The organism is Pseudoflavonifractor sp. MSJ-37 (assembly GCF_018917965.1).
In the GTDB taxonomy this organism is placed as follows: Bacteria; Bacillota; Clostridia; order Oscillospirales; family Oscillospiraceae; genus Pseudoflavonifractor_A.
This window is the reverse complement of record NZ_JAHLPP010000001.1, coordinates 252016-278996: the sequence shown is the minus strand read 5'-3', so window position 1 is coordinate 278996 and position 26981 is coordinate 252016. Positions and strand designations below refer to the sequence as shown.

The 26981-nt window shown below is 62.6% G+C and carries 17 protein-coding genes, 1 CRISPR repeat array and 1 other annotated feature (1 of these 19 running past the window's edge); of the genes, 4 read left to right on the top strand and 13 right to left on the bottom strand.

Features of this window, described 5'->3' with window-relative positions:
* Positions 1–86: 86 nt before the first annotated feature.
* The 9 genes from KQI12_RS01220 to KQI12_RS01180 form a co-directional block, all read right to left on the bottom strand.
* A complete protein-coding gene (locus tag KQI12_RS01220) occupies positions 87–1436 on the bottom strand; it encodes an amidohydrolase family protein (protein ID WP_216570057.1) in 1350 nt (449 codons plus the stop codon).
* 88 nt (positions 1437–1524) lie between these two features.
* Entirely contained in the window at positions 1525–3780 is a 2256-nt protein-coding gene (locus KQI12_RS01215) for a xanthine dehydrogenase family protein molybdopterin-binding subunit (protein ID WP_216570055.1), read from the bottom strand.
* A gap of 15 nt (positions 3781–3795) precedes the next feature.
* Complete coding sequence (locus KQI12_RS01210) at positions 3796–6015, bottom strand: xanthine dehydrogenase family protein molybdopterin-binding subunit (RefSeq protein WP_216570053.1); 2220 nt, start codon at positions 6013–6015, stop codon at positions 3796–3798.
* A gap of 497 nt (positions 6016–6512) precedes the next feature.
* The gene (locus KQI12_RS01205) at positions 6513–7739 is read right to left on the bottom strand and encodes a 4Fe-4S binding protein (RefSeq protein WP_216570052.1); all 1227 of its coding nucleotides are present in this window, start codon (positions 7737–7739) and stop codon (positions 6513–6515) included.
* An 88-nt stretch (positions 7740–7827) separates the two neighbouring features.
* Entirely contained in the window at positions 7828–8304 is a 477-nt protein-coding gene (locus tag KQI12_RS01200; protein ID WP_216570051.1) for a (2Fe-2S)-binding protein, read from the bottom strand.
* 16 nt (positions 8305–8320) lie between these two features.
* On the bottom strand, positions 8321–9190 hold the full coding sequence (locus KQI12_RS01195) for a xanthine dehydrogenase family protein subunit M (RefSeq protein ID WP_216570050.1): 870 nt from the start codon (positions 9188–9190) through the stop codon (positions 8321–8323).
* A 12-nt stretch (positions 9191–9202) separates the two neighbouring features.
* Positions 9203–11527 carry a xanthine dehydrogenase family protein molybdopterin-binding subunit gene (locus KQI12_RS01190; protein WP_216570049.1) on the bottom strand — a complete coding sequence of 775 codons (2325 nt, stop codon included), beginning with the start codon at positions 11525–11527 and terminating at the stop codon, positions 9203–9205.
* An 85-nt stretch (positions 11528–11612) separates the two neighbouring features.
* Positions 11613–12929, bottom strand: a complete 1317-nt coding sequence (locus KQI12_RS01185) for an amidohydrolase family protein (protein WP_253290758.1) — start codon at positions 12927–12929, stop codon at positions 11613–11615.
* Positions 12930–13142: 213 nt separating this feature from the next.
* Complete coding sequence (locus KQI12_RS01180) at positions 13143–14150, bottom strand: ornithine carbamoyltransferase (RefSeq protein WP_216570046.1); 1008 nt, start codon at positions 14148–14150, stop codon at positions 13143–13145.
* A gap of 105 nt (positions 14151–14255) precedes the next feature.
* On the opposite strand from KQI12_RS01180, the gene KQI12_RS01175 reads away from it, so the two are divergent.
* From KQI12_RS01175 to sigK, 4 genes are all read left to right on the top strand, one after another.
* Entirely contained in the window at positions 14256–15470 is a 1215-nt protein-coding gene (locus KQI12_RS01175; protein WP_216570044.1) for a YgeY family selenium metabolism-linked hydrolase, read from the top strand.
* Positions 15471–15663: 193 nt separating this feature from the next.
* On the top strand, positions 15664–17097 hold the full coding sequence (locus KQI12_RS01170; RefSeq protein WP_216570042.1) for a PLP-dependent aminotransferase family protein: 1434 nt from the start codon (positions 15664–15666) through the stop codon (positions 17095–17097).
* A 76-nt stretch (positions 17098–17173) separates the two neighbouring features.
* Positions 17174–17458 carry a hypothetical protein gene (locus KQI12_RS01165; RefSeq protein ID WP_216570040.1) on the top strand — a complete coding sequence of 95 codons (285 nt, stop codon included), beginning with the start codon at positions 17174–17176 and terminating at the stop codon, positions 17456–17458.
* A 130-nt stretch (positions 17459–17588) separates the two neighbouring features.
* Positions 17589–18284, top strand: a complete 696-nt coding sequence (gene sigK, locus KQI12_RS01160; protein WP_216570038.1) for an RNA polymerase sporulation sigma factor SigK — start codon at positions 17589–17591, stop codon at positions 18282–18284.
* A gap of 384 nt (positions 18285–18668) precedes the next feature.
* Here sigK and KQI12_RS01155 read toward each other — a convergent pair whose 3' ends face one another.
* The 4 genes from KQI12_RS01155 to KQI12_RS01140 all read right to left on the bottom strand — a co-directional run bounded on the left by KQI12_RS01155 (position 18669) and on the right by KQI12_RS01140 (position 24550).
* Complete coding sequence (locus KQI12_RS01155; RefSeq protein ID WP_216570036.1) at positions 18669–19868, bottom strand: M20 family metallopeptidase; 1200 nt, start codon at positions 19866–19868, stop codon at positions 18669–18671.
* Positions 19865–20602 (bottom strand): hypothetical protein, encoded by a 738-nt coding sequence (locus tag KQI12_RS01150; RefSeq protein ID WP_216570034.1) that lies wholly within the window; start codon positions 20600–20602, stop codon positions 19865–19867. Before KQI12_RS01150 ends, KQI12_RS01155 begins: the two co-directional genes overlap by 4 nt.
* Positions 20603–20615: 13 nt before the next feature.
* On the bottom strand, positions 20616–21332 hold the full coding sequence (locus tag KQI12_RS01145; protein ID WP_216570032.1) for a DUF5058 family protein: 717 nt from the start codon (positions 21330–21332) through the stop codon (positions 20616–20618).
* 584 nt (positions 21333–21916) lie between these two features.
* A complete protein-coding gene (locus tag KQI12_RS01140) occupies positions 21917–24550 on the bottom strand; it encodes a valine--tRNA ligase (protein ID WP_216570031.1) in 2634 nt (877 codons plus the stop codon).
* Positions 24551–24611: 61 nt separating this feature from the next.
* Positions 24612–24831 (bottom strand) — a binding site (T-box leader).
* A 300-nt stretch (positions 24832–25131) separates the two neighbouring features.
* Positions 25132–26981: a CRISPR direct-repeat array (repeat unit 28 nt; unit sequence GGATCACCCCCGCGTGTGCGGGGAATAG) (it continues 435 nt past the right edge of the window).

Here is a 26981-nt window from a genome sequence, read left to right as displayed (position 1 = left end):
CTGTCCCACAGATGAAAAGACCCCGCCGGACGCCCTTTCGGGCATCCGGCGGGGTCCTTTTTCGGTCACATCTTACATCTTAGCGCTTACATCTTGCTCTTGATGTACTCGATGCGCTTCTGGCACTCGTCGATGAGGGCGACCTCGTCGATCTTGGTGGACTTCTTGTTGCGGACCACGATCTCACCGTTGACCATGACGGTATCCACGTCGTTGCCGGTGGCGTTGTTCACTAGGGCGGACTCGGGATGATGGACAGGGGCGATGTGGGGCTTCTTCCAGTCGACCAGGATGATGTCGGCCTTCTGACCGGCAGCGATCTGGCCCATCTGGCCGCCCATGCTCATGGCGACGGCGCCGTTGCGGGTGGCCATGGTCAGCACGTCCCGGTTGGAGATGATGTGGGCGTTCAGGTTGTGGTTCTTGTGCATGAGGGCGGTGTACTTCAGGGTGCCCAGCATATCCTGGGAGTTGTTGCTGCCGGGGCCGTCGGTGCCCAGAGCCACGGGCAGGCCCATCTTCAGCATCTCAGGCACGCGGGCCACGCCGTCGGCCAGGTAGGCGTTGGCCACGGGGCAGTGGACAGGCTGGCAGCGGCGCTTCTCCAGGATCTCCATCTCGTGATCGTCCAGCCAGATGGCGTGGGCCAGCTGGGTGTCCTCGTCCAGGATGCCCAGAGAGTCGAAGAACTCCAGGTTGCGCATGCCGTCGTACATCGCGGCGGTCTTGGTGACCACGTCCTGATCTTCCGCGGTGTGGACCTGGAACTTCACGCCCAGATCCTTGGACAGCTGCTTGGTCTTCTGGAACAGGTCGGGAGAGACGCCCCAGGGGTTCAGGGGCCCGATGCTCAGGGACAGGCGGCCGTTCTCCTTGCCGGCCCACTCGCTGTGCAGGCGCTTGATGTCGTTCAGGATGCGGTCCTGATCCTCCTCGCGGAACTTCTCGTAATACACGATGTTCGCGAAGCAGCGGCACATATTGCCGCGGATGCCGGAATCCCGCATGGCCTCGAAGATATGGTCGCCGTTGTTCAGAGAGGTGTAGATATAGTGCTGGTCGATGCAGCTGGTGGCGCCGGTCTTCAGGTTCTCCAGGCAGCCGATCAGGCCGGCATAGTAGAAGTCCTCCTCGGTCATCAGCTCGGAGAAGGGCCACACCTGAGTGGACAGCCAGGGATACAGCTCCAGATCGTCGGCCAGGCCGCGCATGAAGGTCTGGAACAGATGGGTATGGGCGCTGACCATGCCGGGCATCAAGATCTTATCAGCGGCGTCGATGACGGAGTCAGCCTCGATGCTGAGCTGAGCCATCCGCATGGGGTCGGATCCAACTTCCGTAATCTTGTCGTCGGTGATGAGGACGAATCCATTGCGGATCATCCCGAAATCGTCGTTCATGGTCACGATCCAGGGGTTGCGGAACAGAGTCTTCATACGGATCATTTCCTTTCCTGTCTTCTTGATCTATTTGATCTTTGGTCTACTTTGCGGAACATTTATCCGATATGCATAGACGCAGGGATCACTTGCTCATAGCGTGGCCCAGGAGGATCCGCTCCAGATTGGCCGGGAGCTCCCGGATACGCTTTCCACAGGCATCGGCGATGGCGTTCACCACGGCCGGTGCCACGTTGCAGGTGGCGGGCTCGCCGAGGCCCTTGGCCCCCAGAGGGCCGATCTCACTGGGAATCTCCAGGGCGATGGCGTGGATCTGGTCGGGCACATCCAGCGCGGTGGGCAGGATGTAGTTCTCCAGGTTCAGGTTGCGGATGCGGCCTTCCTTCATATCCACTTCCTCGGTCAGGGCGTAGCCGATGCCCATGGCCACGCCGCCGCGGATCTGGCCCTCGACCTCGTCCGGGTCCATGGCATGGCCCACATCGTGGACGGCGAAGTAGTCATCCACCGACACGGAGCCGGTCTTCAGGTCCACCGTCACCTCAGCGGCGGCGGCGCCGTAGACCCAGGACCAGTAGGCGTCGCCCACTCCGGTGCTCCGGTCATAGTCGAACGGAGGCGCGGCGAAGTAGCCCAGGGAATTCAGATGGTCGGAATTATTGAACGCATCGCCGATGACCGTCAGCAGGGGCACCGTGTTGGCGGGGTCCTTGGCATCGGTGATGGACTCGTCCTCGAAGATGAGGTCTCGGGTGTTCAGGCGCTTCTCGGCATAGTCGGTCAGCTTCTCCCGGACACTGAGGCAGGCCTTCCAGACGGCTCCGCCGGAAAAGACGGTGCCGCGGGTGGCCACGGTGGGGCCGGCATCGGTGAGATAGCCGGTATCCACAGGGGTCAGGTGGATCTTCTCCCGGTCCACGCCCAGGGTCTCGTGGACCACGCTGACCAGCATATTGGCGCCGCCCTGGCCCACCTCGGCGATGGAAGAGGCCACCATGACACTGCCGTCCGGCTGGAGGGCGATCATGCCGCTGGCGGTGTCGATGCCCTGGCCGGCGGCGCCGAAGGACTCGCCCCGGTGCAGGAACGCGATGCCCAGGCCCTTCTTGGTGCCGGTGTGGCAGGCGTTGTACTCGGCGATGCGCTTCCGGCGTTCCTCCACCTTGGCGGCCCCGTCCAGGGCCTCCCAGCACTTGTCCAGCGTCACGTTGGTCATGTGCTGGCCAGTGGTGGAGGTACAGCCCTCATAGAGCATATTGCGCTTGCGTAGCTCCACGGGGTCCATGCCCAGTTCCTTGGCGATCTCGTCCATGAGGGACTCGGAGCAGAAATCCACCTGGGGGGAGCCGAAGCCCCGGAGGGCGTCGGAGTACACATTGTTGGTGTATACGCTGGTGGAGATGGTGTCGATATTGGGCACGATATAGGGGCCGGCGGCCTCGATGGCCATCCGGGTAGTGACTGGGAAGGTCTTGCTCTTGTAGGCGCCGCCGTCCAGCACGAGCCGGACCTGCATGGCCTGGAGCTTGCCGTCATCATTGAAGCCGACCTTGTAGTGGGCGTGGATGGGATGGCGCTTGGTGCCCTCCATGATGGACTCCTCGCGGGTCAGATAGACCTTGCAGGGGCAGCCCAGCAGATGGCTCACCAGAGCCGCCCGGCTGGAGGCCATGGCGATGTCGTAGTTCTTGCCGCCGAAGGAGGCGCCGATCACCGCCAGGACCACCCGGACCTGCGTGTAGGGCACGCCCAGCGTCTCAGCCACAGTCTTGCGGATCACGAAGGGGCTGTTCACGGGGCACCGGACGATCATCTGGTTAGTGATCTGGTCGGTGTAGGCCACCGCCGCCTCGGTCTCGATACAGACATGCTGGACCCGGGAAGTCACATAGTCCCGCTCGATCACATGGTCGCACTTGGGGAAGGTGCCCTCGGCGTCGCCCCGGAAGGTCCTCCACTTGCAGATGGTGTTGCCGCTGTCGTGGACCAGCGGGGCATTCTCATCCAGCGCGTGCATGGGGTCGAAGTTGGCGGGCAGGGGCTCGTACTCCACCTTGACCAGAGCGACGGCCTCCTCGGCCTGCTCCTTGGTCTCGGCGGCCACCAGAGCCACCGCATCACCGATGTAGCGCACCCGGTCGCCGCAGATGACAGGCCGGTCGCAAGGCTGGTTGGGGATGCCTGGGATGTCCTTGGCGGTGATGATCCGGATCACGCCGGGCACCTTCTCCGCCTCAGAGCTGTCGATAGAAAGGATCTTGCCGCTGGCGATGGTAGAACGCACGACCTTGCAGAACACCATGCCGGGCATCTTGATATCGTTGGCGTAGATGGCCTTGCCGGTCACTTTGGCAAAGACATCTTTGCGATGATTAGCCATGTTCCTGAGCCCTCCTTATTCACCCGTCCAGTCCCGATAGGGGGAGCCGTCGATCTCCTTCCCAAGCGCATCGCACACGGCGTTCATCACCGCAGGATTGGCTGGCACGACCGCGGCCTCGCCGATGCTCTTGGCGCCATAGGGTCCGTTGGGCTCCAGCTCTTCGATGAAGTCCACCTGGATGCTGGGCATCTGGTCGGCGGTGAACATCTTATACTTCCGGAAGTTGTTGTAGATGTTCCGGCCGTTCTCGTCGAACTTCAGGCCCTCGCACAGAGCATAGCCCAGCCCCATCTGGATGCCGCCCTGGAGCTGGCCCTCGATGCCCATCCGGTTGATGACCTTGCCCACGTCGTGGACGGCCACATAATCGGTGGCGATGACCTTGCCGGTGGTCTTCTCCACCTTGACCCGGGCAAAGTGGGCGCCATAGGCGCTGGGGCCGTTGGGCATGGGATAGGTCTCCTGACAGATGATCTCGTGGTGGGACTTGTCCTGGGAGTAGACGATCACATCGCTGAGGGAGGTGGTCTCTCCGGTGCTCTTCACCCGGATGCCTTCTTCGCAGATCTCCAGGTCCTCCTCCGGCTTGGACAGCATGAGAGAGGCCTGGTGGATCAAATCGGCCGCCACGGACTCGGCGCACTTTTTGGCCGCGCTGGCCACCACGAAGATGCCGTGGCTGGAATAGTCGCCCAGCTGCCAGGGGCAGGCATCGGTGTCGGCCTCCATCGTGGTGATTGAGGCCAGAGGGAGCTTCAGGGTATTGGAGATGACCTGTGTCTGGGCGGTGACGGAGCCATTGCCCATATCATGGGTGCCGGTGAAGTAGGTCAGGGTGCCGTCCTCGTTCATCTTGATCATGACGGCGGCTTGGTCCCGGTGGGCGCCGAAGCAGCCGCAGCCGTGCGCGCCCACGGCCATGCCCACGCCGATGGCGTACTTGCCGCCCTCGTCGTCCAGAGGCTTCCAGTTCTCCATGAGCTCCACGCCCCGGCGGACACAGTCCTTAGGACGGGGGTTGCCCAGCTTGAAGCCCATGGGATCGGAGTCCTCGGGATCCACCAGGTTCTTCATCTGGAGGTCGACCACAGACATGCCCAGAGCCTTGGCGATCTTCTGGAACTGGCGCTGCTGGCCGAAGAAGGCCTGAGGAGAGCCGTAGCCGCGCATGGCGCCGGCGATGGGCGTGTTGGTGTACACGGGGATGCCGGTGAAGCGCATATTGGGGATCTTGTAGACCTTGAACACCTTATGGCTCAGGGCGCCCAGCACGTTCAGGGCGCTGGTGGCATAAGCGCCCGTATTGGTGATGATGCGCACGTCCTGGGCCACGATGGTACCGTCGTTCTTCACGCCGGTCTTCAGATACACCACAGAGGCATGGCGGGTCCGGGTGGAGTCGATGCAGGCCTGACGGGAGAGGGCCAGCTTCACCGGACGGCCAGCCTTCATGGACAGCAGGGCCGCCACAGGCTCGATGGTCATCTCCAGCTTACCGCCGAAGGCGCCGCCGATGGCGGGCGTGACCACCCGGATCTTGCTCATGGGCATCTTGAAGATCCGGCTGAGGATGATGCGGTAGCCGAAGGTGTTCTGGCAGGACGTATAGACGGTGAGCTTGCCGGTGAAGTCATAGTCGGCCAGCGTCACATGGGGCTCGATGGCACAGTGATGGATGGGCTGAGTGGTATAACGGTCCTCGAAGATCTGGTCGGCTTCCGCGAAACCCTTTTCCAGATCGCCGGCGTTATGGACCATGGTGGTGATGGCGTTCTTATCGCCGTGGATGGGATAAGCGCCCTCCTTCATGGCCTCCTCAGGGTCCAGATAGACGGGCAGAGGCTCGTACTCCACCTTGATGAGTCCGGCCGCCTTCTTGGCGATCGCGGGGGTATCGGCGGCCACGGCCGCCACACGGTCGCCCACGAAGCGGACGGTGTCGTCGAAGATCCGCTCCGTGTCGGGGATCTGATGCTCATAGAAGCGGACCGCGCTGTTGTAGAGGGTGTCGGGGGCGTTCTTGTAGCAGACCACCGCGCGCACACCGGGCAGAGCCTCGGCCGCGCTGGTGTCGATCGAGCGGATCTTGGCGTGGGCCACCTTGCTGAACACGATCTCTCCATACAGCATCCCATGGAGCTTCATGTCCCCCACGTACATCTTTCGGCCGGTCACTTTCAGAGCTGCGTCCCGGATAGGGGTACTTTCTCCGATCTGGCTATATGCCTTCATACGTTTCATCTCCTAATGAAAAAAAATCGGTGATCGAGACGGCTTCTGGCTCTGCCCACGGCATTCCTCGACTTCAACTACATCATACTACGGTCCACATAGCCTGGAGTCCGGTGCCGATGCCGCCGATGCCTGTCTACATCGCTCGGTGGTCCCAACACTCAGGTATGCCCGACGTACAGCAGCCGTTCGTTCGACTGTTATCAAAGAACACAACAAAAGGAGGCAGGCGCGCTCCATCCGCGTGTTCGATGGAGCGCGCCTGCCTCCCTGTCCTTCTCGTGCCTGAACGAAACTGCGGTCCCTCCTCCATCACAAGGGAGTGGTTCACACGCACGTTTGATACACCCGCCGTCGCTGAATGGAGGGCCCCCGGGCGGCCAGGGCGGCAGACGCGAAATGCATACGCCCGGGGGACATCTCCACGACAGTCGAGTCACTTTGTCAGTAACGATATAGGGATGCTTGTATCACAGTAAGTATGGTACCGCCGGAGATCAGCGCTCCAGCAGCTTGGGATCCTGAGCCTTCACCATGGCGTCGAAGTTCTTGGAAGCCGCGGCGCGCTTGGCGTTCTCGGCGGACTGGTCCTCCACGAAGCTAGTCAGAGCGTGGGTGGGGCACACATCGGCGCACAGGCCGCAGGAACGGCACAGGCTGCGGTCCAGAGTCATCTCCGGCAGCTGAGTCTTGTCCTCCGGCACGATGACCTTGCGGGCCTTGTAGCAGCAGACCGTCTCACACAGGTGGCACTTGGAGCACTTCTTGGCGTCGAAGTGGAAGCCCATGTCGGTGATGTTCTCGGTGGAAGGGAAGTTGGGCAGAGCCACGCCCATGGCCTCCTGGATGGAGTTGAAGCCCAGCTCCTTCAGGCGGTCGGACAGCTTGTAGCACATCTTCTCCACATAGTCCAGGCCCTTCAGGATGCCCACGGAGCAGATGCCCACGGCGTTGCAGCCGGTCATCAGGTACTCGATGGCGTCATCGGCCTTCATCACGCCGCCGGTGCCGTACAGGTTCTTATAGCCAGGCACGTTGCGGGTGATCTGGCTGTTGATGCGCAGAGAGATGGGCTTGATGGGGGCGCCGGTCATCCAGCCGTAGCCGTCGTTGCTCATCATCACGGGGGCGCGCTTCTCCACGTCGATCATCAGGGTGGGGCCGATGGAGTCGATGGCGCACAGGCCGTCGGCGCCGTGCTCATAGCACTTCTTGGCGGTGCCGGCGGGATCGGGCCAGTTGCCGGACAGCTTGCAGATGACAGGGATGTTCACGTGCTCCTTGGCGTAGTCCAGCATGGGCAGCAGGGTGTCCTCGGTGTAGGAGACCAGCTCGATGATGTGAGCGCCGGCCTTCTCCACGTCCTCCACGATGGCCTTGGCCTCGATGGGGGTGTGGCCCACGGAGCCGATGACGATGGCGCCGGCCTTGACCGCCTCGGGGATCTCCTTCTCGTACCACTGGAAGCGGTCGGAATCCGCCCACTTCTCGCAGTTCAGGATCGCCTCGTTGCTGATCTTGGCCATGTGATGGGCGGGGTTGATGGCGGCACCCAGACGGATGGTCTTGGTGACCACAGCGCCGACACCAGCCTGATGGGCACGGATCATGCCCTCAGAACCATAGGTGAGAGGGCCGGATCCCACGATGAACGGGCTCTGGAGATCGTAACCGCAGAATTTGACGCCGATAGAAGCGCCCTTGACCTTTTCCTTGTCGAACATCTCTAATCGCTCCTCTTATTCTCCAAAAATATAGGGTCGATCCTCCTCCGTCAGTCGGCGAGGATACTATCGACAGGCCCAGGGTGCATCAGCGCTTCTGATACTCCTTCGCCGCGTCTTCAAACGCTTCCACCAGCTGCTGATAGCCCGTGCAGCGGCACAGGTTGCCGGCGATGGCCATCTTGATCTCGTCGCGGGTGGGGTCGGGCTTCTTGTCCAGGAGCGCCTTGGCGCTCATCAGGAAGCCGGGGGTGCAGAACCCGCACTGCAAAGCGTGGTGGTCCAGCACGGCCTGCTGGATGGGATCCAGCTCGCCGTTCTTGGACAGGCCCTCCACCGTGGTGATGTGCTTGCCCTGCATGGAGGCGGCCAGCACGATGCAGGAATCCACGGTCTCGCCGTCCACGATGACGGTGCAGGCGCCGCACTCGCCGACGCCGCAGCCTTCCTTGGTGCCGGTCAGACCGGCCACGTCACGGATGACGTCCAGCAGACGGGCATTCTCGTCGATCTCCAGAGAGACCGGCTCCTCATTGAGGAAACACTCCAAAGTGATCTTCTTCATATCCAGTCCTCCTCCCTCAGTCCTCGGGCAGACCCGCGGCCCGGCAGAGGGCGCGCTGGATGAGGGCCTCGATGACAGGCTTCTTGTACTCGGTCGACCAGCGGATGCCGGTGCGGGCGATCATCTCCTCGGAGACGGCCAGGCCGGCCTTCTCGAAGAGCTCCGCGGAGGGCTTCTGGCCCTTCACCAGTTCCTCGGCCTTCTCCACCCGGTCGGGGGTGGCGAACACGCAGCCGGGAGCGATGCGGGCGTCGGCGATCACGCCGTCCTCCAGCTTCAGGGCCACGGCGCAGTTCATGCGGGAGATCGCCAGAGCCTTGCGGCGGCCCAGCTTGATGAAGGCGGTATGCCAGCCGTCCAGCCGGTCGATGGTGATCCGGGTGGCCATCTCATTGGGGGCAAACTTCAGCTTGCCGGCCTTCTCCATGGCTTCCTTCACCAGCACCTCGCGAGTGCCGTCCACGCTGACCACGGTCAGGCGGGCGTTCAGGGCCACGAAGGGGGACAGGGTGTCCGCCGCGGGAGAGGCGTTGCAGATGTTGCCGCCCACGGTGCCCTTGTTCCGCACCTGGGTGGAGCCCACGGTAGAGGAGGCGATGGACAGGAAGGGCACATGCTCCCGCAGGACGGGAGACTCGTTCACCTCGGTGTGAGAGGTCATACAGCCGATGCTGATGCAGTCGTCCTTGACCTCGATGCCGCGCAGCTCCGGCAGATACTGCACGTCCATCAGATACTCCACGTCCTTTAGCTTGGAGGTGTGCTCCCGGAGCTGGACCATCAGGTCCGTGCCGCCGGCGTAGGGCTTGACCTTCTCGCCGTATTCGTTCAGATAGCCCAGAGCCTCTTCCAGGGTCTGGGGCTTCAGATAACTCAGTCTTTGCATTCGTGACTCCCCTTATCTCAGCTTCTTGCCCAGCAGGACTCGCTCCAGGTTGGCGGGATTCTCCCGGATGCGGCGGCCAGTGGCGTTGTAGATGGCATTGATGATGGCCGCGCCCACCGCTTCGGTGGCGGGCTCGCCGATGCTCTTGGCCCCGAAAGTACCTGCGGGGTCATCACACTCGAAGATATTCACGTCCATCTCGGGCATATCCGCGGCAGTGGGGATGATATAGTTCTCGAAGTTCTGATTGCGGACCTTGCCCTTGCTGACCTCCACCTCTTCGGTGACGGCGTAGCCCTGACCCATGACGATGCCGCCATAGATCTGGCCCAGCACCAGGGCGGGGTTGATCGCGGTGCCCACGTCGTGGGAGGCGGTGACCTTCACCACATCCACATAGCCGGTATCCATGTCCACCTCGACCTCGGCCACACAGCAGCCATAGGCGAAGGTGGGGAACGCGGTGCCCTGACCGGTGTGGTGATCCTGATCGCAGGCCGGGGGCATGAACCACTCATAGGCGGCCATCTGGCGGCCGGTCCACAGACTGGCATTGCACACGTCCTTGAAGGGGACCTTCACATCGGGCTTGGAGGTCGTGTGGAAGAAGCCGTCCTCCAGCACGATCTGGGACACGTCATGCACGTCCTCCTGATCCTTGAAGAAGCCAAGGGCCAGCGCGTTGCCGCGCATGATCTCGTTCAGGCGATAGCCCACCTTGCGGGTGGACTGAGAGCCCATGACAGTACCGCGGGAGGCGACGGTCATGCCGGAGTCGGCGATGGCCTGAGTGTCGGTGCCGTAGAAGCGGATCAGCTCATAGGGGATGCCGATGGCCTCGGCGGCGATCTGGGAGAAGGCGGTCTTCAGACCCTGGCCGTTCTCCGCCAGACCGGTGTTGATCAGGACGGTGCCGTCCTCATTGGCGATGGCCATGGCGCCGGAGGCGTCGGGAGACTCGGCGCCCAGACCACAGCCGCGGTGGGCGATGGACATACCGATGCCCTTGCGCTTATGCTTGTTGGTCTGGTGCTTATACTCCTCGTGCTTGCGCTGATAGTCCGTCTTTTTGGCGGTATACTCCATGATCTCGGGCAGGATCACGTGGTGCATGACCTGGCCGGTGGCGTTCGTGGTGTCTTCCTTCAGGCAGTTGATACGGCGGAACTCCAGGGGATCCATACCCAGTTCCTCGGCGATCTCCTCGATCAGCTGCTCCTGGCCCCAGATCAGCTGGGGAGAGCTGTAGCCGCGCATGGCGCCGCCGTGGATGTTGTTGGTGAAGACGCCGAAGGTGTCGGTCTTCACGTTGGGGATGGTATACGCGCCGCAGCTGTGGATGCTGGCGCGGGAGTTCATGAACTGGGTCTGGTTGTTGTAGGCGCCGCAGTTGTCGATCTGGCTGCCCTCCCAGGCCACGATATGGCCGTCCTTCTTGACGCCCACCTTATAGTGGAGCAGGAAGGGATGCCGCTTAGCGCTCTCCAGGAAGGACTCCTCCCGGGAGAAGGTCATCTTGACGGGCCGTCCCACCAGCTTGCACAGGTAAGCACAGCGGGCCGCCAGCATGCCCAGACCCTCTTCCTTGCCGCCGAAGGTGCCGCCCACGTTCTCCTGGAACACACGGACCTCGTTCATGCCGACGCCCAGGACGTCCGCGATGTAGCGGCGGGTGAAGAACGGGTTCTGCGCGGAAGCATGGACGGTCATGACACCGTCGGTGGGGTTCTGGATGCAGACCACAGCCTCCGGCTCGATATAGGAGTGCTCGATATACTGGGTCTCGTACTCCCGCTCGATGATGAGGTCGGCCTCCTCGAAGCCTTTTTCCACATCGCCCTTGCGGATGGGGAAATAGGAGTCCTTGAACTTGTTGCCGGGGTAGTTCTCGTGGACCACCGGAGCGCCGGGCTCCATAGCCTCCCGGATCGTATACACGCCGGGTAGGTCCTCGTACTCCACCTCGATGGCCCGGAGGGCCTCTTCCACGATGAGCTTGGTCTCGGCGCAGACGAGCGCCACCACATCGCCGGCGTACTTGACCTCATCCGTCAGGTACATATAGGCGGCGGGGCCGGCACAGCTCTTGGGTTTGGGCATATCAGCTGCGGTCACGACCGCCAGCACGCCGGGCATGGCCTTGGCCTTGCTGGTGTCGATCTTGGTGACCTTGGCGTGGGAATGACCGCTGCGCAGGCAGCCGCCATAGACCATGTCCACGAATTTCAGGTCCGCGGCGTAATGGGCCCGGCCGCTCACCTTATCGACTCCGTCGATCCGGGGCACGGATCGATTGATGACCTTGTAGTTCTTATTCAGTTCGCCTAACAGGGGCATGAAATCACCTTCCTCGCATGGGATCCCATCTGGAACAGGGCTTTTCGCTTTTCCCTCCTGTCTAAGGGACGGAAAAGGCCTGGATTCACTTGAACTTCCAGAACTCTGCGGTGGCCGCGCGCATCTCTTCGCGGGCCTTCTCAACGTCCAGCGTCGTGATGACGCCGTCCTTCTTGAGCTGCCGGCCGCCGACGAAGACGTTCTTCACATCGGCGGGGTTCCGATACAGGATCAGTTGGTCGTAGATATTCTTTTCGTTGATGGGCGTGGGCGTATCGAGCATTTTGACGGTGATGACGTCGGCCAGCATCCCCGGGGCGATCCGCCCCGCGTTCGGCATGCCGAGCGCATCGGCCCCCATATCCGTGGCCATCCGGTAGACCTGCCGGGCACCCATCACCTGTGGGTCCTGCCGGAATGCCTTATGGATCAGGAAAGCGCCGCGCATGACTTCAAAGAAGTTGTTGATATAACCGTCGGTACCGATGCCCACCTTGACGCCGGCGTCCAGCAGGTCGGGCACAGGGGCGATGCCGCCGCCCACCTCGCAGTTGGAGAGAGGCATCGTGACCACGGACGCACCGGTCCGGGCCAGGATGTCGATCTCCTCCTGATCTGCCTGGACCACCTGAGAAGCCAGGACGTCGCTGTCCAGCACGCCCAGCTCGTCATAGACGCGCACAGGCTTATCGTCATAGTGCTCCTTCACCCAGTTGGGCTCGAAGACGCTCTCGGACAGGTGCATATGGAACTTGCAGCCCAGCTCCTTCGCCATGGCACGGGCCTTCTTCACATACTCCTTGTCGCAGGTGAAGAGGGTGTGGATGCTCATGGCACCCTTCACGAAGGGGTCATCCTGATGGGCGCGGACCATGTCCGCGTTCTCCTTCAGGCCCAGCTCCGCGTTCTCGGGGCTCATGCGCTGGCAGGCTTCGAAGGTGAGGATGGCACGCAGGCCGGCCTCCTTGAGGACCTTGCCTTCCCGCTCCAGAGCGCCAGGGATGGCATTGGGGGCCTCCAGGATGTCGAAGCTGGTGGTGACGCCGCTGTCGATCATCTCCACGCTGGACCACCGGGCGGTGACTTCCGCGAACTCGGGGGTGATGCGGTTCTCGATATAGGGCCACCAGTAGTCGTCCAGGAAGCTGGAGAACTCGGTGACGACCGCGTCGGTGCTGATACCGCGGCAGAACACATTATACATATGGTTGTGTCCGTTGATGAAGCCGGGCAGGATTACCTGGTCCCTGACCTCGATCACTTCGTCGCCGTCCTGAGCGGTGAGGCTCCCGTTGGGGCCCACCTCCGCGATGAGACCGTCCTGGAGCTTGACGCCCCAGTCCATCTTGAGCCCCTCCTGCAGGAGCACGGCTCCGCCGTGGATGATAGTCGCTGCTGCCATGTTGTCCATCCTCCCTGTTGCTTGCGTACCTCTCAGTTCAAACCGAACAGTTTTCACAGAACATTCGTAAAAAAAGCGGCACATATGTGCGATGTGCCGCTTTTTTTGTCAAGCGCGAGGCGCCTTGTTTGTTGTTCCTGGTTTCGCAGGAGCCCCGCCCCGCCGCCGGAGCGGCGGGGCGGGGACAAAAAGGTCCCGCGTCAGAGCGCTTGCTTAGCGGCGGCTCTGGATGTTGCCCATGGTCAGAGCCATCAGGGCCTTGATGGTGTGCATGCGGTTCTCGGCCTCATCATAGATGACGGACTGAGCGGAGTCAGCGACCTCGTCGGTGACCTCGATGCCGCGGTCAGCGGGCATGCAGTGCATGTAGATGGCGGTGTTCTTGGCCAGAGCCATGCGGCGGGAGTCGACGCACCAGCCGGGGTTGGCGTTGATCATCTCGACACCGGCCTTCTCGTCGTCGCCCACGGCCATGATGGGGCCCCAGCCCTTGGCGTAGACCACGTCGGCGCCCTCGCAGGCAGCGTCCATGTCGTTGCAGACCTCGAACTTGGAGCCGTAGAACTCAGCGTTCTTGCGGGCAGTCTCCATGGCCTCGGGCATCAGCTCGAACTCCTTGGAGGGGACAGCCAGGGTCACGTCCATGCCGAAGCGGGGCATCAGGGTGACCAGGGACTGAGCCATGGACAGAGGACGCATGTAGTTGCCGGCGGAGGTCCAGGAGATGACGAACTTGCGGCCCTTCAGCTCATTGTGGAACTTCTCCTTGATGGTGAACAGGTCAGCGATGGACTGAGTGGGGTGCCACAGATCGCACTGCATGTTGTAGATGGGGATCTTGGAATACTTGGCCAGCTTCTGCATGTACTCGTGGCCGCCCACCAGGGTGTTGCGCATGCCCAGGCCGTGGCCCATGCGGGACAGGACCTCGATGGTGTCCTGAGGAGTCTCGCCGTGGTCGATCTGAGTCGCCTTGGGGGTCAGGTAGTTGCCGTGGCCGCCCAGCTGGGTGATGCCGCACTCGAAAGCGTTGCGGGTACGGGTGGACTCCTCGAAGAACAGCATGAACAGGGTCTTGTTCTTCAGCAGCTCATCGTACTTATGGGTGTCCAGCAGGTTGTCCATCTTCAGGGCGGACGCCACGTCCATCAGAGTATTGAGCTCCTCGTTCGTCCAATCCTGCTCGCAGAGGAAATGCTTGCCCTTGAGACCAGTCTTCATTGTTGTGAACCTCCTAAAAATTTTTTCCAAAAGTCTCTATAACTCTTGAGAACTTTATGGTATAATCATAACAGCATCTCTCGAAAAAATCAAGGAGGAATTCACATGATCACGAAAAAAGAAGCGCTGGCCCAGATCAAGGAGTATGTCAAGGCCCAGGAAGACGAGGTCGTCCAGTTCCTGAAGGACTTCATCGCCATCGAGAGCGTTACCTATAATGAGGGCAACGCCATCCAGTTCCTGGCCGGCAAGATGAAGGAGTTCGGCTTCGACGAGGTCCGCGTGGATCCCGTGGGCAACGTGGTGGGCCGCGTCGGCTCCGGCAAGACCGTCCTCATGTATGACTCCCACATCGACACCGTCGAGCTGGGCGACCCCGCCGACTGGGGCATGGATCCCCTGAAGGCCCAGATGGAGGAGGGCAAGGTCCTCCGCGGCCGCGGCGCCGTGGACGACAAGGGCTGCCTGACCGGCATCACTTTCGCCGGCAAGGCCCTGAAGGCTCTGGGCCTGGACAAGGACTTCACCCTGTGGGTGTCCGGCTCCATCTCCGAGGAGGACGTCGAGGGCTCCTGCGTGAAGGCCATGCTGGAAGAGAACCCCGACATCAAGCCCGATTTCGTGCTGGTGGCCGAGTCCTCCAACAACCGCGTCATCCGCGGCCACAAGGGCCGTGCCCTGATCAAGATCGACGTTCCCGGCAAGTGCGCCCACGCCTCCACCGCCTGGCGCGGCGACAACGCCCTGGTGAAGGCTCTGCCCATCATGGAGAAGGTGGACAAGTTCCAGGACTTCGTGGAGGATCCCTTCCTGGGCAAGGGTTCTATCGAGGTCACCATGGTGGAGTGCAAGGCTCCCTCTCTGAACACCATCCCCGGCGAGGCCATCATCACCTGTGACCGCCGCATCTCCTGCGGCGAGTCCATCGAGGACCTGCTGAAGGAGACCGCTCAGTTCTACGAGGGCATCGAGGGCGTCACCGCCTCCATCGACACCGAGAAGGTCAAGACCTACACCGGTTACGACATCACCTGCGTGGACTACTTCCCCTCCTGGGTCATGCCCGAGGATCATCCTCTGATCAAGGCCGGCGTGGAGGCCTTCACCGAGCTGTTCGACAAGGCCCCCGTCGTGGACAAGTGGGAGTTCTGCACCAACGCCACCCATATGTGCGGCCGTCTGGGCATCCCCGCCATCGGCTACGGTCCCGGCGATGACTCCCTGTGCCACTCCACTCAGGACAAGGTGCCCGTGGACGAGCTGATGGACGCCATCTGCTTCTACGCCTCCCTGCCCATCATGGTCCCCAAGAAGGACTAAGTCCGACCGCGCTCTCCTGTGTACATGAGACAGCCCCGGGCGTGCCGCCGAGCGGTGCGCCCGGGGCGCTCTTTTTGCCTGCGGAGCGGCGCTGTCCACTATCCACAGTCGGATCCCCGTGATATAATGGATCCATCCCCTACCTTATATATTACAGTATCATGGTAGGATATCGTTTTTGGAGGAAGGCCCCATGCTCACCTTGACTCTGGACCCCAAGGCCCGGCAGCCGTTATATGAACAGATCTACCGAAAGATCCGGCAGGAGATCGCCGCCGGAGTCCTGCCGCCCGGGACCCGTCTGCCCTCCAAGCGGTCTCTGGCCGCCCATCTGGAGGTCAGCGTGGTCACGGTAGAGGGGGCCTATTCCCAGCTCCTGGCCGAGGGCTACCTCCGGTCAGAGCCCAAGCGGGGGTTCTTCGTGTGGATGCCTGAGCCGGATGAGATCCCTCACGCACCCGTACCCGCCGCCGGACCAGCCATCTCCCCCGCCTCTGTGGAACGGCCGGAGACGCCCGTGCTCTATGACTTCGCCACCAACGCGGTGGACACCGTCCACTTCCCCTTCGCCACCTGGGCCAAGCTCATGCGGGAGGTGCTCAGTCAGGAGGACAGCGCCCTGCTGGCCTCTTCTCCGCCCCAGGGCGTCCTGGAACTCCGGGAGGCCATCGTCCGGTATCTCTATTCCTTCCGGGGCATCCGGGCCAAGCCGGAGCAGATCGTGGTGGGCGCCGGATCGGAGTATCTGACCGCCCTGCTCCTCCAGCTTCTGGGCCACGATGGCGGCTGGGCCGTGGAGGACCCCGGCTACCGGAAGGCCCCTCTGCTCTTCTCCCACGCGGGGGCGCTGGTGTGCCCCATCCCGCTGGACGAGCACGGCCTGCGGGTGGATGCCCTCCGCTGGTCCGGAGCCCGGGTGGCTCACATCACCCCCTCCCACCACTTCCCGCTGGGCACAGTCATGCCGGTCTCTCGGCGGCAGGCTCTGCTGAACTGGGCCATGGAGAAGCCGGGGCGCTATCTCATCGAGGATGATTACGACAGCGAGTTCCGCTTCGACGGCCGGCCCATCCCCGCTCTCCAGAGCCTGGACACCGGGGAGCGGGTGATCTATCTGAACACCTTCGCCAAGAGCCTGGCCCCCTCTCTGCGCATCGGCTTCATGGTCCTGCCCCCCCATCTCCTGGAGCGGTACCAGAAGGAATTCCTGTTCTACGCCTCCACTGTGCCCTCCTTCGAGCAGTACACGCTGGCCCGGTTCCTGGAGCTGGACCACTTCGAGCGCCATGTCCGGCGGATGCGCACCATCTACCGCCAGCGCCGGGACGCCCTTCTGGCCGCGGCAGAGGCAGCGGGCCTGACGGCCTGGGGGACCTTTTCCGGCACGGGATCCGGCCTGCATCTGCTGTTCCAGGCCTCGGCAGGTCCCTCGGAGCGGGCGCTGGTAGAGGCGGCGGCCCGGACCGGCGTCGGAGTCTCCCCCCTGTCGGACTATGCTCTGACGCCGCCGGAGCCGGATGCGCCCCCCACCCTGGTGATGGGCTACGGCCCTTTGGATGCTGGGGAGATGGCCCCCGCCATGGGCCGTCTGGCCAAGGCCTGGTCGCCCCTCTTCCGCAATGGCTGACCGGGCACCGCTCCGCTCCCGCCGCATAGGATGGCATGGCGGGACCTCCCGCCGACTCATCCAGGAGGGGATCTCGATGTGCAGCTGTTCCAACAACTGTGGCCGCAGAAACTGCTGCTGTCTGTGCCGGTGGTATCGGTGCGGACAGTGCCGTTGTCCCGGCTTCGCCCGGGCGTGCGGACGTTCCTTCGAGGGGGACGATGACCGCCGGATCATCTATGTGGTGGAGACCGACCGCCGCTCTTCCGGGAGCTCCCGGGGAGACGGTCCGTCCCTCCCCAGCTTCCTCCGGGGCGATGGGCCCTGGGATCCGGAGTGGGAGGGCCGGCGTTCGGACCGGTCCGGCTCCTGCTGGCGCTGACGCGCTCCGCCGTCCCCTCCGGGGGCGGCGTACTTAGCGGTCCCCTGTCCCGTGATCGGGACGTCCCTTCCCGGAATAGGATGCTCTGGGGGATGCTGACATCCCTACGCTGACGCGAGGAGGACATCCTATGATCGCACCGTGGCTGGCTCTGCTGCTGAACAGTCTGTTCCTGACCCTGCGGCTCTCCGGCGGGGAGGGCGGGTCCTTCCCCCGGCCCCTGAAGGCGGAGGAGGAACGGGCCTGTCTGGAGGCCATGTGGGCCGGAGACCGCTCCGCCCGGGACCGCCTCATCGAACACAATCTCCGGCTGGTGGCCCACATCGTCAAAAAGTACTACACCCCCAACGGCGACACCGATGACCTGATCTCCATCGGGACCATCGGGCTCATCAAGGGCATCCGCACCTTCAAGCCCGATAAGAACGTCCGCCTGGCCACCTATGCCAGCCGGTGCATCGAGAACGAGCTCCTGATGCATTTTCGCGCCCAGCGGAAGCTCCAGGGGGAGGTCTCCCTGTCGGAGACGCTGGACGGCAGTGAGGAGGGGGACTCCCTGTCCATCCTAGACACGATCCGGGTGGAGGATGATATGCTGGAGACCCTCCATACCCGGGATTCCTGCGCACGGGTCCGCCGGTGTGTGGAGGAGGTCCTGGACGAACGGGAGACCATGGTCATCCGTCTGCGCTACGGCCTGGATGGCCGGGAGCCCCTGACCCAGCGGGAGATCGCCGCCCGGTGCGGCATCAGCCGGTCCTATGTCTCCCGCATCGAGAAGAAGGCCCTCCAAAAGCTGGAGGCCGCCATGGAGGGTCAGCGATAGACCGAAATGACGTGAGCTCCCCGGACCCGGATGGGTCTCGGGGAGCTCACTCAGACGGTCAAAAAAGTCATTTCTCACGTTGAGCGATACAAGAGCCTCGCAGAGTTCCGTCACCCGCAGGGGACGGAAGCAGATGTAAGGCGTTTTTTCTGAGGACATGTGCCTCAGAAAAAACTCTTCTCAGGCCGCTAGTGTGCGAGCATAGCGAGTGCGCGCGGCGGCCTGCATCCCCATCGAAGAAATACTGGTCCGTTCTTCGCAAAGAACGGACCAGCATTTCTGAGAAGCGTGTCGAACTGGTTCGACACGCTTCGTGAGCTCCCCGGACCCGGATGGGTCTCGGGGAGCTCACTGTCATAGAGGAGGAAAGGGGATCGTTTCGTCTTATTGCTGTTCCGCCAGCCAGCGGAGGGCGAAGGTGACGAAGGCCGAGGTGCCGTTGGTCATGATGCCCTCATCGAACACCACCTTGGGATGGTGCTGCTGGTACTTGGCGCCATCCAGCGTACTGCCCGCCACCAACGTGATCTGGATGCCGGGGACGTACTTGATGACATTGCCGAAGTCCTCACTGGCCATGCCCACTTCTTTTTTCTCGAACACCATGTCCTCGCCCAGCATCTCCCGGAAGTATCGGAGAGCGTCGGAGCGGAGGCCGGGGTCGTTGACCATGGGGGAACAGCCGCCCATCACCGTGAAGGCGGCCTTGGCCCGGTACATCTCCCCCACCGATGTGACGATCTCCTCGATGCGCTTGAGACAGCGCTGGCGCAGATCCTCGTCGAAGGTCCGCAGGGTGCCCTCGATGACCGCGCTGGAGGGGATGATGTTGGGGGCCTTCCCGCTGTGGAAGCTGCCCTGCGTGAGCACGATGGGCTCGTCCCGGGTCAGCTCCCGGGCGTTGATCTGCTGGAGGGCCACCAAGATGTGGGCGCCGATGGAGATCGGATCCACGCACTTGGCGGGATAGGCCCCGTGGCCACCCACGCCCTCCACCTCGATACGGTAGGTATCGCAGGAGGCCAGGATGGGCCCGGCAGGCATCAGGGACAGGGCCCCCACTGGATAGGGGGACATGGAGTTCACATGGAGGGTCACGGCGGCGTCCACCTTCGGGTCCTCCAGAAGGCCGGACTCCAGCATCTTGGCCGCGCCCCGGAAGTTCTCCTCCGCGGGCTGGAACACCGCCTTGACGGTGCCCTGGATCTCGTCCTCATGCTCCTTCAGGATGCGGCAGACCGCCAGCATCATGGCCGTGTGCAGGTCGTGGCCGCAGGTGTGGGCCGCGTCGCACTGGGAGGCGAAGGGCAGTCCGGACTCCTCCCGCATGGGCAGGGCGTCCATGTCCGCCCGGACGATGAGGCACTTGCCCGGATGCTTCCCGCCCAGCAGGACTACCAGTCCGCTGTCGCAGAGCTCCCGGTACGCGATGCCCATCTCCTCCAGACGGGACTCCACATAGCCCACGGTCCCCGGCAGATGCTCGCCCACCTCGGGGTGGCTGTGGAGCCAGCGGCGGTCCCGGACCATCTGCTCCTGGAGGGCGGCGGCCTCCTGTCTGACCCAGCTCGTGTCGATCGTCATCCCTTGTTCGCCTCCTTCTTGTCCTCGATCTTCCCCTGGGCCACGAACACGATGTAGCCCGCCAGCACGGTGGCCGCGATGGAGATGGAGGTCGCGTACTTGGGCGGCACGATGCCGCTCTTCATCAGGAAGAACACGATGATGCTGGGGATGACCCAGCGCAGGACGCCCACGAAGCCCCGCTTCTGGAAGTGGATCGCCAGCAGGGATCCGATCAGAGTGGGGATGACGTAGTTGAAGGCGCTCAGCACCACCGGGGGCAGCATGGGGATGATGACGGTGCCCACGGCCACCACGATCAGCAGGATGACGATGTTCACGAACACGGAGATGCCCACGCCGATGGTGGTGATGACCTGGCCCTTGGGGCTGTTGACCTCCACGTTGTATTTGGACTGGAGGTTCTGGGCCACGGGCACCCGCAGGTTCTTCACGTTGCCGGAGAAATAGCCCATGTACAGGGAGGCGGAGCCCAGCACGGGGTACCAGGTGAAGGGCTCGGAGATCCACATGCCCACCCGCATGGCGGCGATGGTGGTGGCCACGGTGATGTAGGCGGACAGAGGCGCCTGATAGCCCTTGACGAAGTGCAGGTACAGCACCGGCAGGAAGGAGAGGAGGAAGGCAATGGCCATGGTGATCCGGCCGATCACATGGACCTTGTCGGTATAGCTGGTGTTGAATTCCTGTTCCACAGCGGTGTCCACATGGACGGACTCGTTCTTCTCGTTCATGACATGACCTCCTTTACCCGGCAGTGATGATGTTGACGACGGCGCCCACGATCATGCCCAGCACCATGGCGATGGCCATGCTCCAGTCGGCGATCTTGGGGACCTTCCTGGCGATCTTGGCCACGGCGAAGGACACCAGCAGACTGGCCACGATGGACACGGTGTTCGCCACGCTCTTGCGGCCGGTGTCGATGGCCCAGTAGCCGATGAAGCCCAGGCTGGCGGCGGTGCCCAGCACCGGCATGAAGGAGCGCTTTTTGTGGGCGGACTTGATGGCCATCTTGTCCATGGCCTTGCAGGAGATGATCGTATGGATGAACCAGGGCGCGCTGGCCAGCGTACATCCGAAGATGGCCACAGTGAAGGCGGCGGCAGTCAGGTCATGGTCCTCGAAGGACATGCCCAGGGCCTGCGCGGCGATCTGGGCGTTCATCAACTCGTAATCGGCGGCGCCGATGACGCCGCAGCGCATGAACGTGACGACGGAGCCCAGCAGTGGGATGAGGGACACCACCACCAGCATCACGGAGAAGGCCGGGCCGATCGTGATGACGGCGGAGCTCCGCATGGCGCTCGCGATCTCCTGTTTGGAGAAGAGCTGGTATTTGTGGTTGAAGCGAAGGGCGTGCCGCATGAACAGGATGGCCTGTACACACACGAAGAGGATGAGGAGCGCGCAGAAGGGGATGATCTCACGGTTTATGGTTTGGATGATATCAGTCTCAGACATGGTTCTCCTCCTTTTTCCGAACTCTGCTTTTCTCTGGTGCCCACGGGAGCAGGTCTGCGGGAATGTGCACCTTTCCACAGATCGTGTGGGTGTTTGCAGACTTAGGATAGCACGATCGTGCAAAGAAGAAAATCCCCCGGCCATCGGGCTTTTCGGTATGGGGTAACGAAAAAGCATGACAAGTGCGGCCTGTCCGCGCCGGGAGACGGTGGAGGCGGCGCACGTTCCATATACGGCATTTCCGTTCCGCTTATAAGAAAAAGGGGTATTTCCAGGGCAAAACGCCCCGAAAAATACCCCCTGATCCGTCTGGAGAGAGCGCTGGGATGCAGAGACCGGGCATCCGCGTGTTTGCGGATGCCCGGTCGCAGACGGTCAAAAAAGTCATTCCTCACGTTGAGCGATGCAAGAGCCTCGCAGAGTTCCGTCACCCGCAGGTGACGGGATCAGATGTAAGGCGTTTTTTCTGAGGGCATGTGCCTCAGAAAAAACTCTTCTCGGGCCGCTAGTGTGCGAGCGCAGCGAGTGCGCGCGGCGGCCTGCATCCCATCTCAGAAATGCTGGTTCGACACGCTGACCGATGGTCACATGTTCTTGAGCTGGCTCTCCAGCTTGTCGATCAGCGCGGTGAGCTTGGCGGCCCGCTCCCGCTCGGCCTCCACCACATTGGCGGGGGCCTTGGAGACGAAGCCGGGGTTGCTCAGCTTGCCCTGCAGGCCGGTGAGGAGCTTCTTGTTCTTGTCCAGCTCCTTCTGCACGCGGGCCTTCTCCTTCTCCAGATCCACCAGCTCGCCCAGAGGGATGGAGATCTGGGCGGCGTGGGTCACGATGGTCACCTGGCCCTCCTGCTCGGCCTGGCCCTCGATGAAGGGCACCACCTCCACGTCGCTGGCGGAGGCCAGACGCTTCAGGAAGGGGATCCCGGCGGTGAACACGTCCCGCTCCAGCGTGGCCACGGTCAGATGGGCCTTCTTGGAGGGCGGCACGTTCATCTCGGCCCGGCGGGTGCGGATGCCCCGGATGGCGTCCATGATCAGCTCCATGGCCTTCTCCTCCTCGGGGAAGTCCAGAGACACATGGTGCTCCGGCCACTTCTGGAGCATCAGGAAGTCGCCCTCATGGGGCAGAGCCTGCCAGATTTCCTCGGTGATATAGGGCATGAAGGGATGGAGGAGCTTCAGGGTCTCGGTCAGGACGTAGCACAGGACCTTCTGGGCGTTGGTCTTGGCCTCCTGGTCCTCGCCCTGGAGGCGGGCCTTGGTCAGCTCGATATACCAGTCGCAGTAGGAGTCCCAGATGAAGTCGTAGACCTTCTGCGCGGCCACGCCCAGCTCGAACTTCTCCATGTTCTCGGTGACCTCGGGGATCACGCGGTTGAGCTTGGACAGGATCCACTTGTCCTCCAGCTCCAGGTGCTCAGGCAGCTCGCACTTGTCGATGGTCAGGTTCATCATCAGGAAGCGGCTGGCATTCCAGATCTTGTTGGCGAAGTTGCGCATGGCCTCGCACCGTTCGGTGTAGAAGCGCATATCGTTTCCGGGGGAGTTGCCCGTGACCAGATTGAAGCGCAGGGCGTCGGCGCCGTACTTGTCCGCCATCTCCAGCGGGTCGATGCCGTTGCCCAGAGACTTGGACATCTTGCGGCCCTTGTCGTCCCGGACCAGGCCGTGGATGAACACGGTGTGGAAGGGCGGCTTGCCGGTGTGCTCGCAGGCGGAGAAGATCATCCGGGCCACCCAGAAGAAGATGATGTCGTAGCCGGTGACCAGCACGTCGGTGGGATAGAAGTATTTGAAGTCCTCGGTCTGCTCGGGCCAGCCCAGCGTGGAGAAGGGCCACAGGGCGGAGGAGAACCAGGTGTCCAGCACGTCCTCCTCCTGCTTGATGTGGTGGGAGCGGCAGTGCTCACACTCGGTGGGATCCTCCTCGGACACGGTGATATGGCCGCAGTCCTGGCAGGTCCAGGCGGGGATCTGATGGCCCCACCACAACTGACGGGAGATGCACCAGTCGTGGACGTTCTCCATCCAGTTGGTGTAGGTCTTGGAGAAGCGGTCGGGGACGAACTGGACCTCGCCTTCGTTGACCACCCGCAAGGCCTCCTTGGCCAGCGGCTCCATCTTCACGAACCACTGGGCGGAGATGATGGGCTCCACATCGGTGCCGCAGCGGTAGCAGGTGCCCACGTTATGGGCGTGGTCCTCGGTCTTTTCCAGCAGGCCCATCTGGTCCAGGTCGGCGATGACGGCCTTCCGGGCCTCATAGCGGTCCATGCCCTCATACTTGCCGCCGTTGGCGTTGACCTTGCCGTTGTCGTCCAGCACCCGGATGGTCTCCAGGTTATGGCGCAGGCCTACCTCGAAGTCGTTGGGGTCGTGGGCGGGCGTCATCTTCACGCAGCCGGTGCCGAACTCCATGTCCACATACTCGTCGGCCACGATGGGGATCTCCCGATCCATGAGGGGCAGGATGCAGGTCTTGCCCACCAGGTCCTTGTAGCGCTCGTCATTGGGGTTCACGGCCACGCCGGTGTCGCCCATCATGGTCTCGGGACGGGTGGTGGCCACGATCACATAGCGGCCCTTCTCGCCCTTGATGGGGTACTTCAGGTGCCACAGGTGGCCGGGCTTGTCCTTATACTCCACCTCCGCGTCAGACAGAGCGGTGACGCAGTGGGGGCACCAGTTGATGATCCGGCTGCCCTTGTAGATGAGGCCCTTCTTGTACAGGGAGACGAACACATGGCGCACGGCCTTGGACAGGCCCTCATCCATGGTGAAGCGGGCCCGGGACCAGTCGCAGGAGGCGCCCAGCTTCTTCTGCTGCTCCACGATGCGGTTGCCGTACTTCTTCTTCCACTCCCAGACCCGCTCCAGGAACTTGTCCCGACCCAGGTCGTAGCGGGTGAGGCCCTCGTTCTTGCGGAGCTCCTCCTCCACCTTGATCTGGGTGGCGATGCCGGCGTGGTCGGTGCCGGGGACCCAGAGTGCGGCATAGCCCTCCATCCGCTTGAAGCGGATCAGGATGTCCTGGAGCGTGGAGTCCATGGCATGGCCCATGTGGAGCTGGCCGGTGACGTTGGGCGGGGGCATGACGATGGTGAAGGGCTTCTTGTCCGGATCACGGCGGCCCTTGAAGCAGCCGTTCTCCTCCCACATCTTATAGATGCGGTCCTCCACCTCCTGAGGCTCATAGATCTTGTTCAATTCTTTCGGCATATCGGTCCCTCCTGATGAGATATCTGGTCCATCCAGATGAAAAACGCCCTGAGCCGCATGGGCTCAGGGCGAACTTTAGCAGTCCGTGGTACCACCTGAGTTCGGTCCCGTCGAAAAAACGGGGCCGCGCTCCTGCCCGTAACGGGGGCTTCCGGCGACGCCTACTCCATTCCGCGCCGCGGCTCCGGGACGACCTTCTCCGCTCTCCTCGGGAGCCTCGCACCGGACCGGCTCCTCTCTGCACCAGAAAGACGGGTACTCCTCCCCATCGTCGCTGTTCAACTTTATCAGTATAGGGGAGCGGGAGAGAAATGTCAAGAGGATATGGACGCGAGGAGTGCCCGGCCGCGCACAGTGAAAGAAGATCGAGGCGAGGACATGAGACCGAGATCTTTGGCTGATGAGAACGATACTGTTCTTTTTGCAGATGGATCGCCCCCACAGCATAGCGAGCGCCCGGGATCGGACCGGGACTGTCTCAAACAAGGCGTGCTGCCATTACACTACTGCTCGCCGCGCCGATCATGCCATATTTTCTTGTTTTCTTGACTCGTTCAGCCAAAATCATTCCCGTGTGTGTGGGATCACCCCCGCGTGTGCGGGGAATAGAAGGGCATCACCGAGGGCACCAGCGCAGATACCGGATCACCCCCGCGTGTGCGGGGAATAGCGGTTGTATGATGATATGCATAGTCCCTGCCCGGGATCACCCCCGCGTGTGCGGGGAATAGCCCCGCATTGCAGTGCGGGATTGTTGTATGACGGGATCACCCCCGCGTGTGCGGGGAATAGTGTAGCAAGTGGAAAAGCTGCGGCCTTCAGGCGGGATCACCCCCGCGTGTGCGGGGAATAGGGCTCTGGGCGATCTGTATACCCTCCATAAGCCGGATCACCCCCGCGTGTGCGGGGAATAGCACAGACTGAGAGATGACGGTACGGGGGCACAGGGATCACCCCCGCGTGTGCGGGGAATAGGCTCTCATCCATGTACTTGCGGATCAGGGCGTAGGATCACCCCCGCGTGTGCGGGGAATAGATCCGGCGGTTTTCATTTTGTGGTCCTCCTGTGGGATCACCCCCGCGTGTGCGGGGAATAGGGCGTAGCACTCGCGGTAAAGGTCCACGCCGTAGGATTACCCCCGCGTGTGCGGGGAATAGCATCATGGAGCGGGCGATAGGGGATAGCGGTCGGGATCACCCCCGCGTGTGCGGGGAATAGTGCCGTCCTTCCGGTCGGAGGACAGGAGCATCAGGATCACCCCCGCGTGTGCGGGGAATAGTAGTGCGCGTCCACCCGATAGCTGTCATCGTAGGGATCACCCCCGCGTGTGCGGGGAATAGTAAGGTCCAAATCCTCCTGCTCGAAAAGAAGAGGGATCACCCCCGCGTGTGCGGGGAATAGCGTCCAACTCCACCCAGACCACCAGCCAGACCGGGATCACCCCCGCGTGTGCGGGGAATAGGTGCTCCTCCTATCACGACCGTTTATGTCATCGGGATCACCCCCGCGTGTGCGGGGAATAGGTGGAGGACGACCCGGAGCTACGGCGGGCCCTGGGATCACCCCCGCGTGTGCGGGGAATAGTCAGGATACACCAGCCGATGCAGGCGATCTCCGGGATCACCCCCGCGTGTGCGGGGAATAGTGCGTTTGATGCAGGGGAAGTCCCCAGACCAGCGGATCACCCCCGCGTGTGCGGGGAATAGAAAACTCCGTGGAAGGTATTGCCAATATAGGAGGGATCACCCCCGCGTGTGCGGGGAATAGGGCCCCCTGTGCATCTATTTCGGCGTCCCTGAGGGATCACCCCCGCGTGTGCGGGGAATAGTCAGCAGCGGCGCAGGAGCCGCCCCAGTCCTCAGGATCACCCCCGCGTGTGCGGGGAATAGCCGGTGTAGTCCAGCGTCGCTTGCTTCTGGTAGGGATCACCCCCGCGTGTGCGGGGAATAGCTTCCGTTCGTCAAGGGCCGTGTCGATGGCCCGGGATCACCCCCGCGTGTGCGGGGAATAGGTGATGACACGGGCGGCGGCGGCGGCGCTGGTGGGATCACCCCCGCGTGTGCGGGGAATAGGCATTCCACGATGTCATCATAAGGCCGCTTCGAGGATCACCCCCGCGTGTGCGGGGAATAGTCACGATGGTCCACTCCACGGGGGCCACCTCTCGGATCACCCCCGCGTGTGCGGGGAATAGAACGGCTTGAAGGGGGAGTGTATATGAAACCGAGGATCACCCCCGCGTGTGCGGGGAATAGGACCTCTTCCCGGGTGAAGGCTCCCTTCTCGAAGGATCACCCCCGCGTGTGCGGGGAATAGCTCTTCGCATACAGCTTTCACTTTAGCGGCATAGGATCACCCCCGCGTGTGCGGGGAATAGCGCTTGTACCGCACCAGCCCGCCGGGGCTGATGGGATCACCCCCGCGTGTGCG

Excerpts from the sequence above, each read along its gene's own strand:
- KQI12_RS01220 (WP_216570057.1), bottom strand. The coding sequence starts at position 1,436 with ATGAAGACTCTGTTCCGCAACCCCTGGATCGTGACCATGAACGACGAT.
- KQI12_RS01215 (WP_216570055.1), bottom strand. The coding sequence starts at position 3,780 with ATGGCTAATCATCGCAAAGATGTCTTTGCCAAAGTGACCGGCAAGGCC.
- KQI12_RS01210 (WP_216570053.1), bottom strand. The coding sequence starts at position 6,015 with ATGAAGGCATATAGCCAGATCGGAGAAAGTACCCCTATCCGGGACGCA.
- KQI12_RS01205 (WP_216570052.1), bottom strand. The coding sequence starts at position 7,739 with ATGTTCGACAAGGAAAAGGTCAAGGGCGCTTCTATCGGCGTCAAATTC.
- KQI12_RS01200 (WP_216570051.1), bottom strand. The coding sequence starts at position 8,304 with ATGAAGAAGATCACTTTGGAGTGTTTCCTCAATGAGGAGCCGGTCTCT.
- KQI12_RS01195 (WP_216570050.1), bottom strand. The coding sequence starts at position 9,190 with ATGCAAAGACTGAGTTATCTGAAGCCCCAGACCCTGGAAGAGGCTCTG.
- KQI12_RS01190 (WP_216570049.1), bottom strand. The coding sequence starts at position 11,527 with ATGCCCCTGTTAGGCGAACTGAATAAGAACTACAAGGTCATCAATCGA.
- KQI12_RS01185 (WP_253290758.1), bottom strand. The coding sequence starts at position 12,929 with ATGGCAGCAGCGACTATCATCCACGGCGGAGCCGTGCTCCTGCAGGAG.
- KQI12_RS01180 (WP_216570046.1), bottom strand. The coding sequence starts at position 14,150 with ATGAAGACTGGTCTCAAGGGCAAGCATTTCCTCTGCGAGCAGGATTGG.
- KQI12_RS01175 (WP_216570044.1), top strand. The coding sequence starts at position 14,256 with ATGATCACGAAAAAAGAAGCGCTGGCCCAGATCAAGGAGTATGTCAAG.
- KQI12_RS01170 (WP_216570042.1), top strand. The coding sequence starts at position 15,664 with ATGCTCACCTTGACTCTGGACCCCAAGGCCCGGCAGCCGTTATATGAA.
- KQI12_RS01165 (WP_216570040.1), top strand. The coding sequence starts at position 17,174 with ATGTGCAGCTGTTCCAACAACTGTGGCCGCAGAAACTGCTGCTGTCTG.
- sigK (WP_216570038.1), top strand. The coding sequence starts at position 17,589 with ATGATCGCACCGTGGCTGGCTCTGCTGCTGAACAGTCTGTTCCTGACC.
- KQI12_RS01155 (WP_216570036.1), bottom strand. The coding sequence starts at position 19,868 with ATGACGATCGACACGAGCTGGGTCAGACAGGAGGCCGCCGCCCTCCAG.
- KQI12_RS01150 (WP_216570034.1), bottom strand. The coding sequence starts at position 20,602 with ATGAACGAGAAGAACGAGTCCGTCCATGTGGACACCGCTGTGGAACAG.
- KQI12_RS01145 (WP_216570032.1), bottom strand. The coding sequence starts at position 21,332 with ATGTCTGAGACTGATATCATCCAAACCATAAACCGTGAGATCATCCCC.
- KQI12_RS01140 (WP_216570031.1), bottom strand. The coding sequence starts at position 24,550 with ATGCCGAAAGAATTGAACAAGATCTATGAGCCTCAGGAGGTGGAGGAC.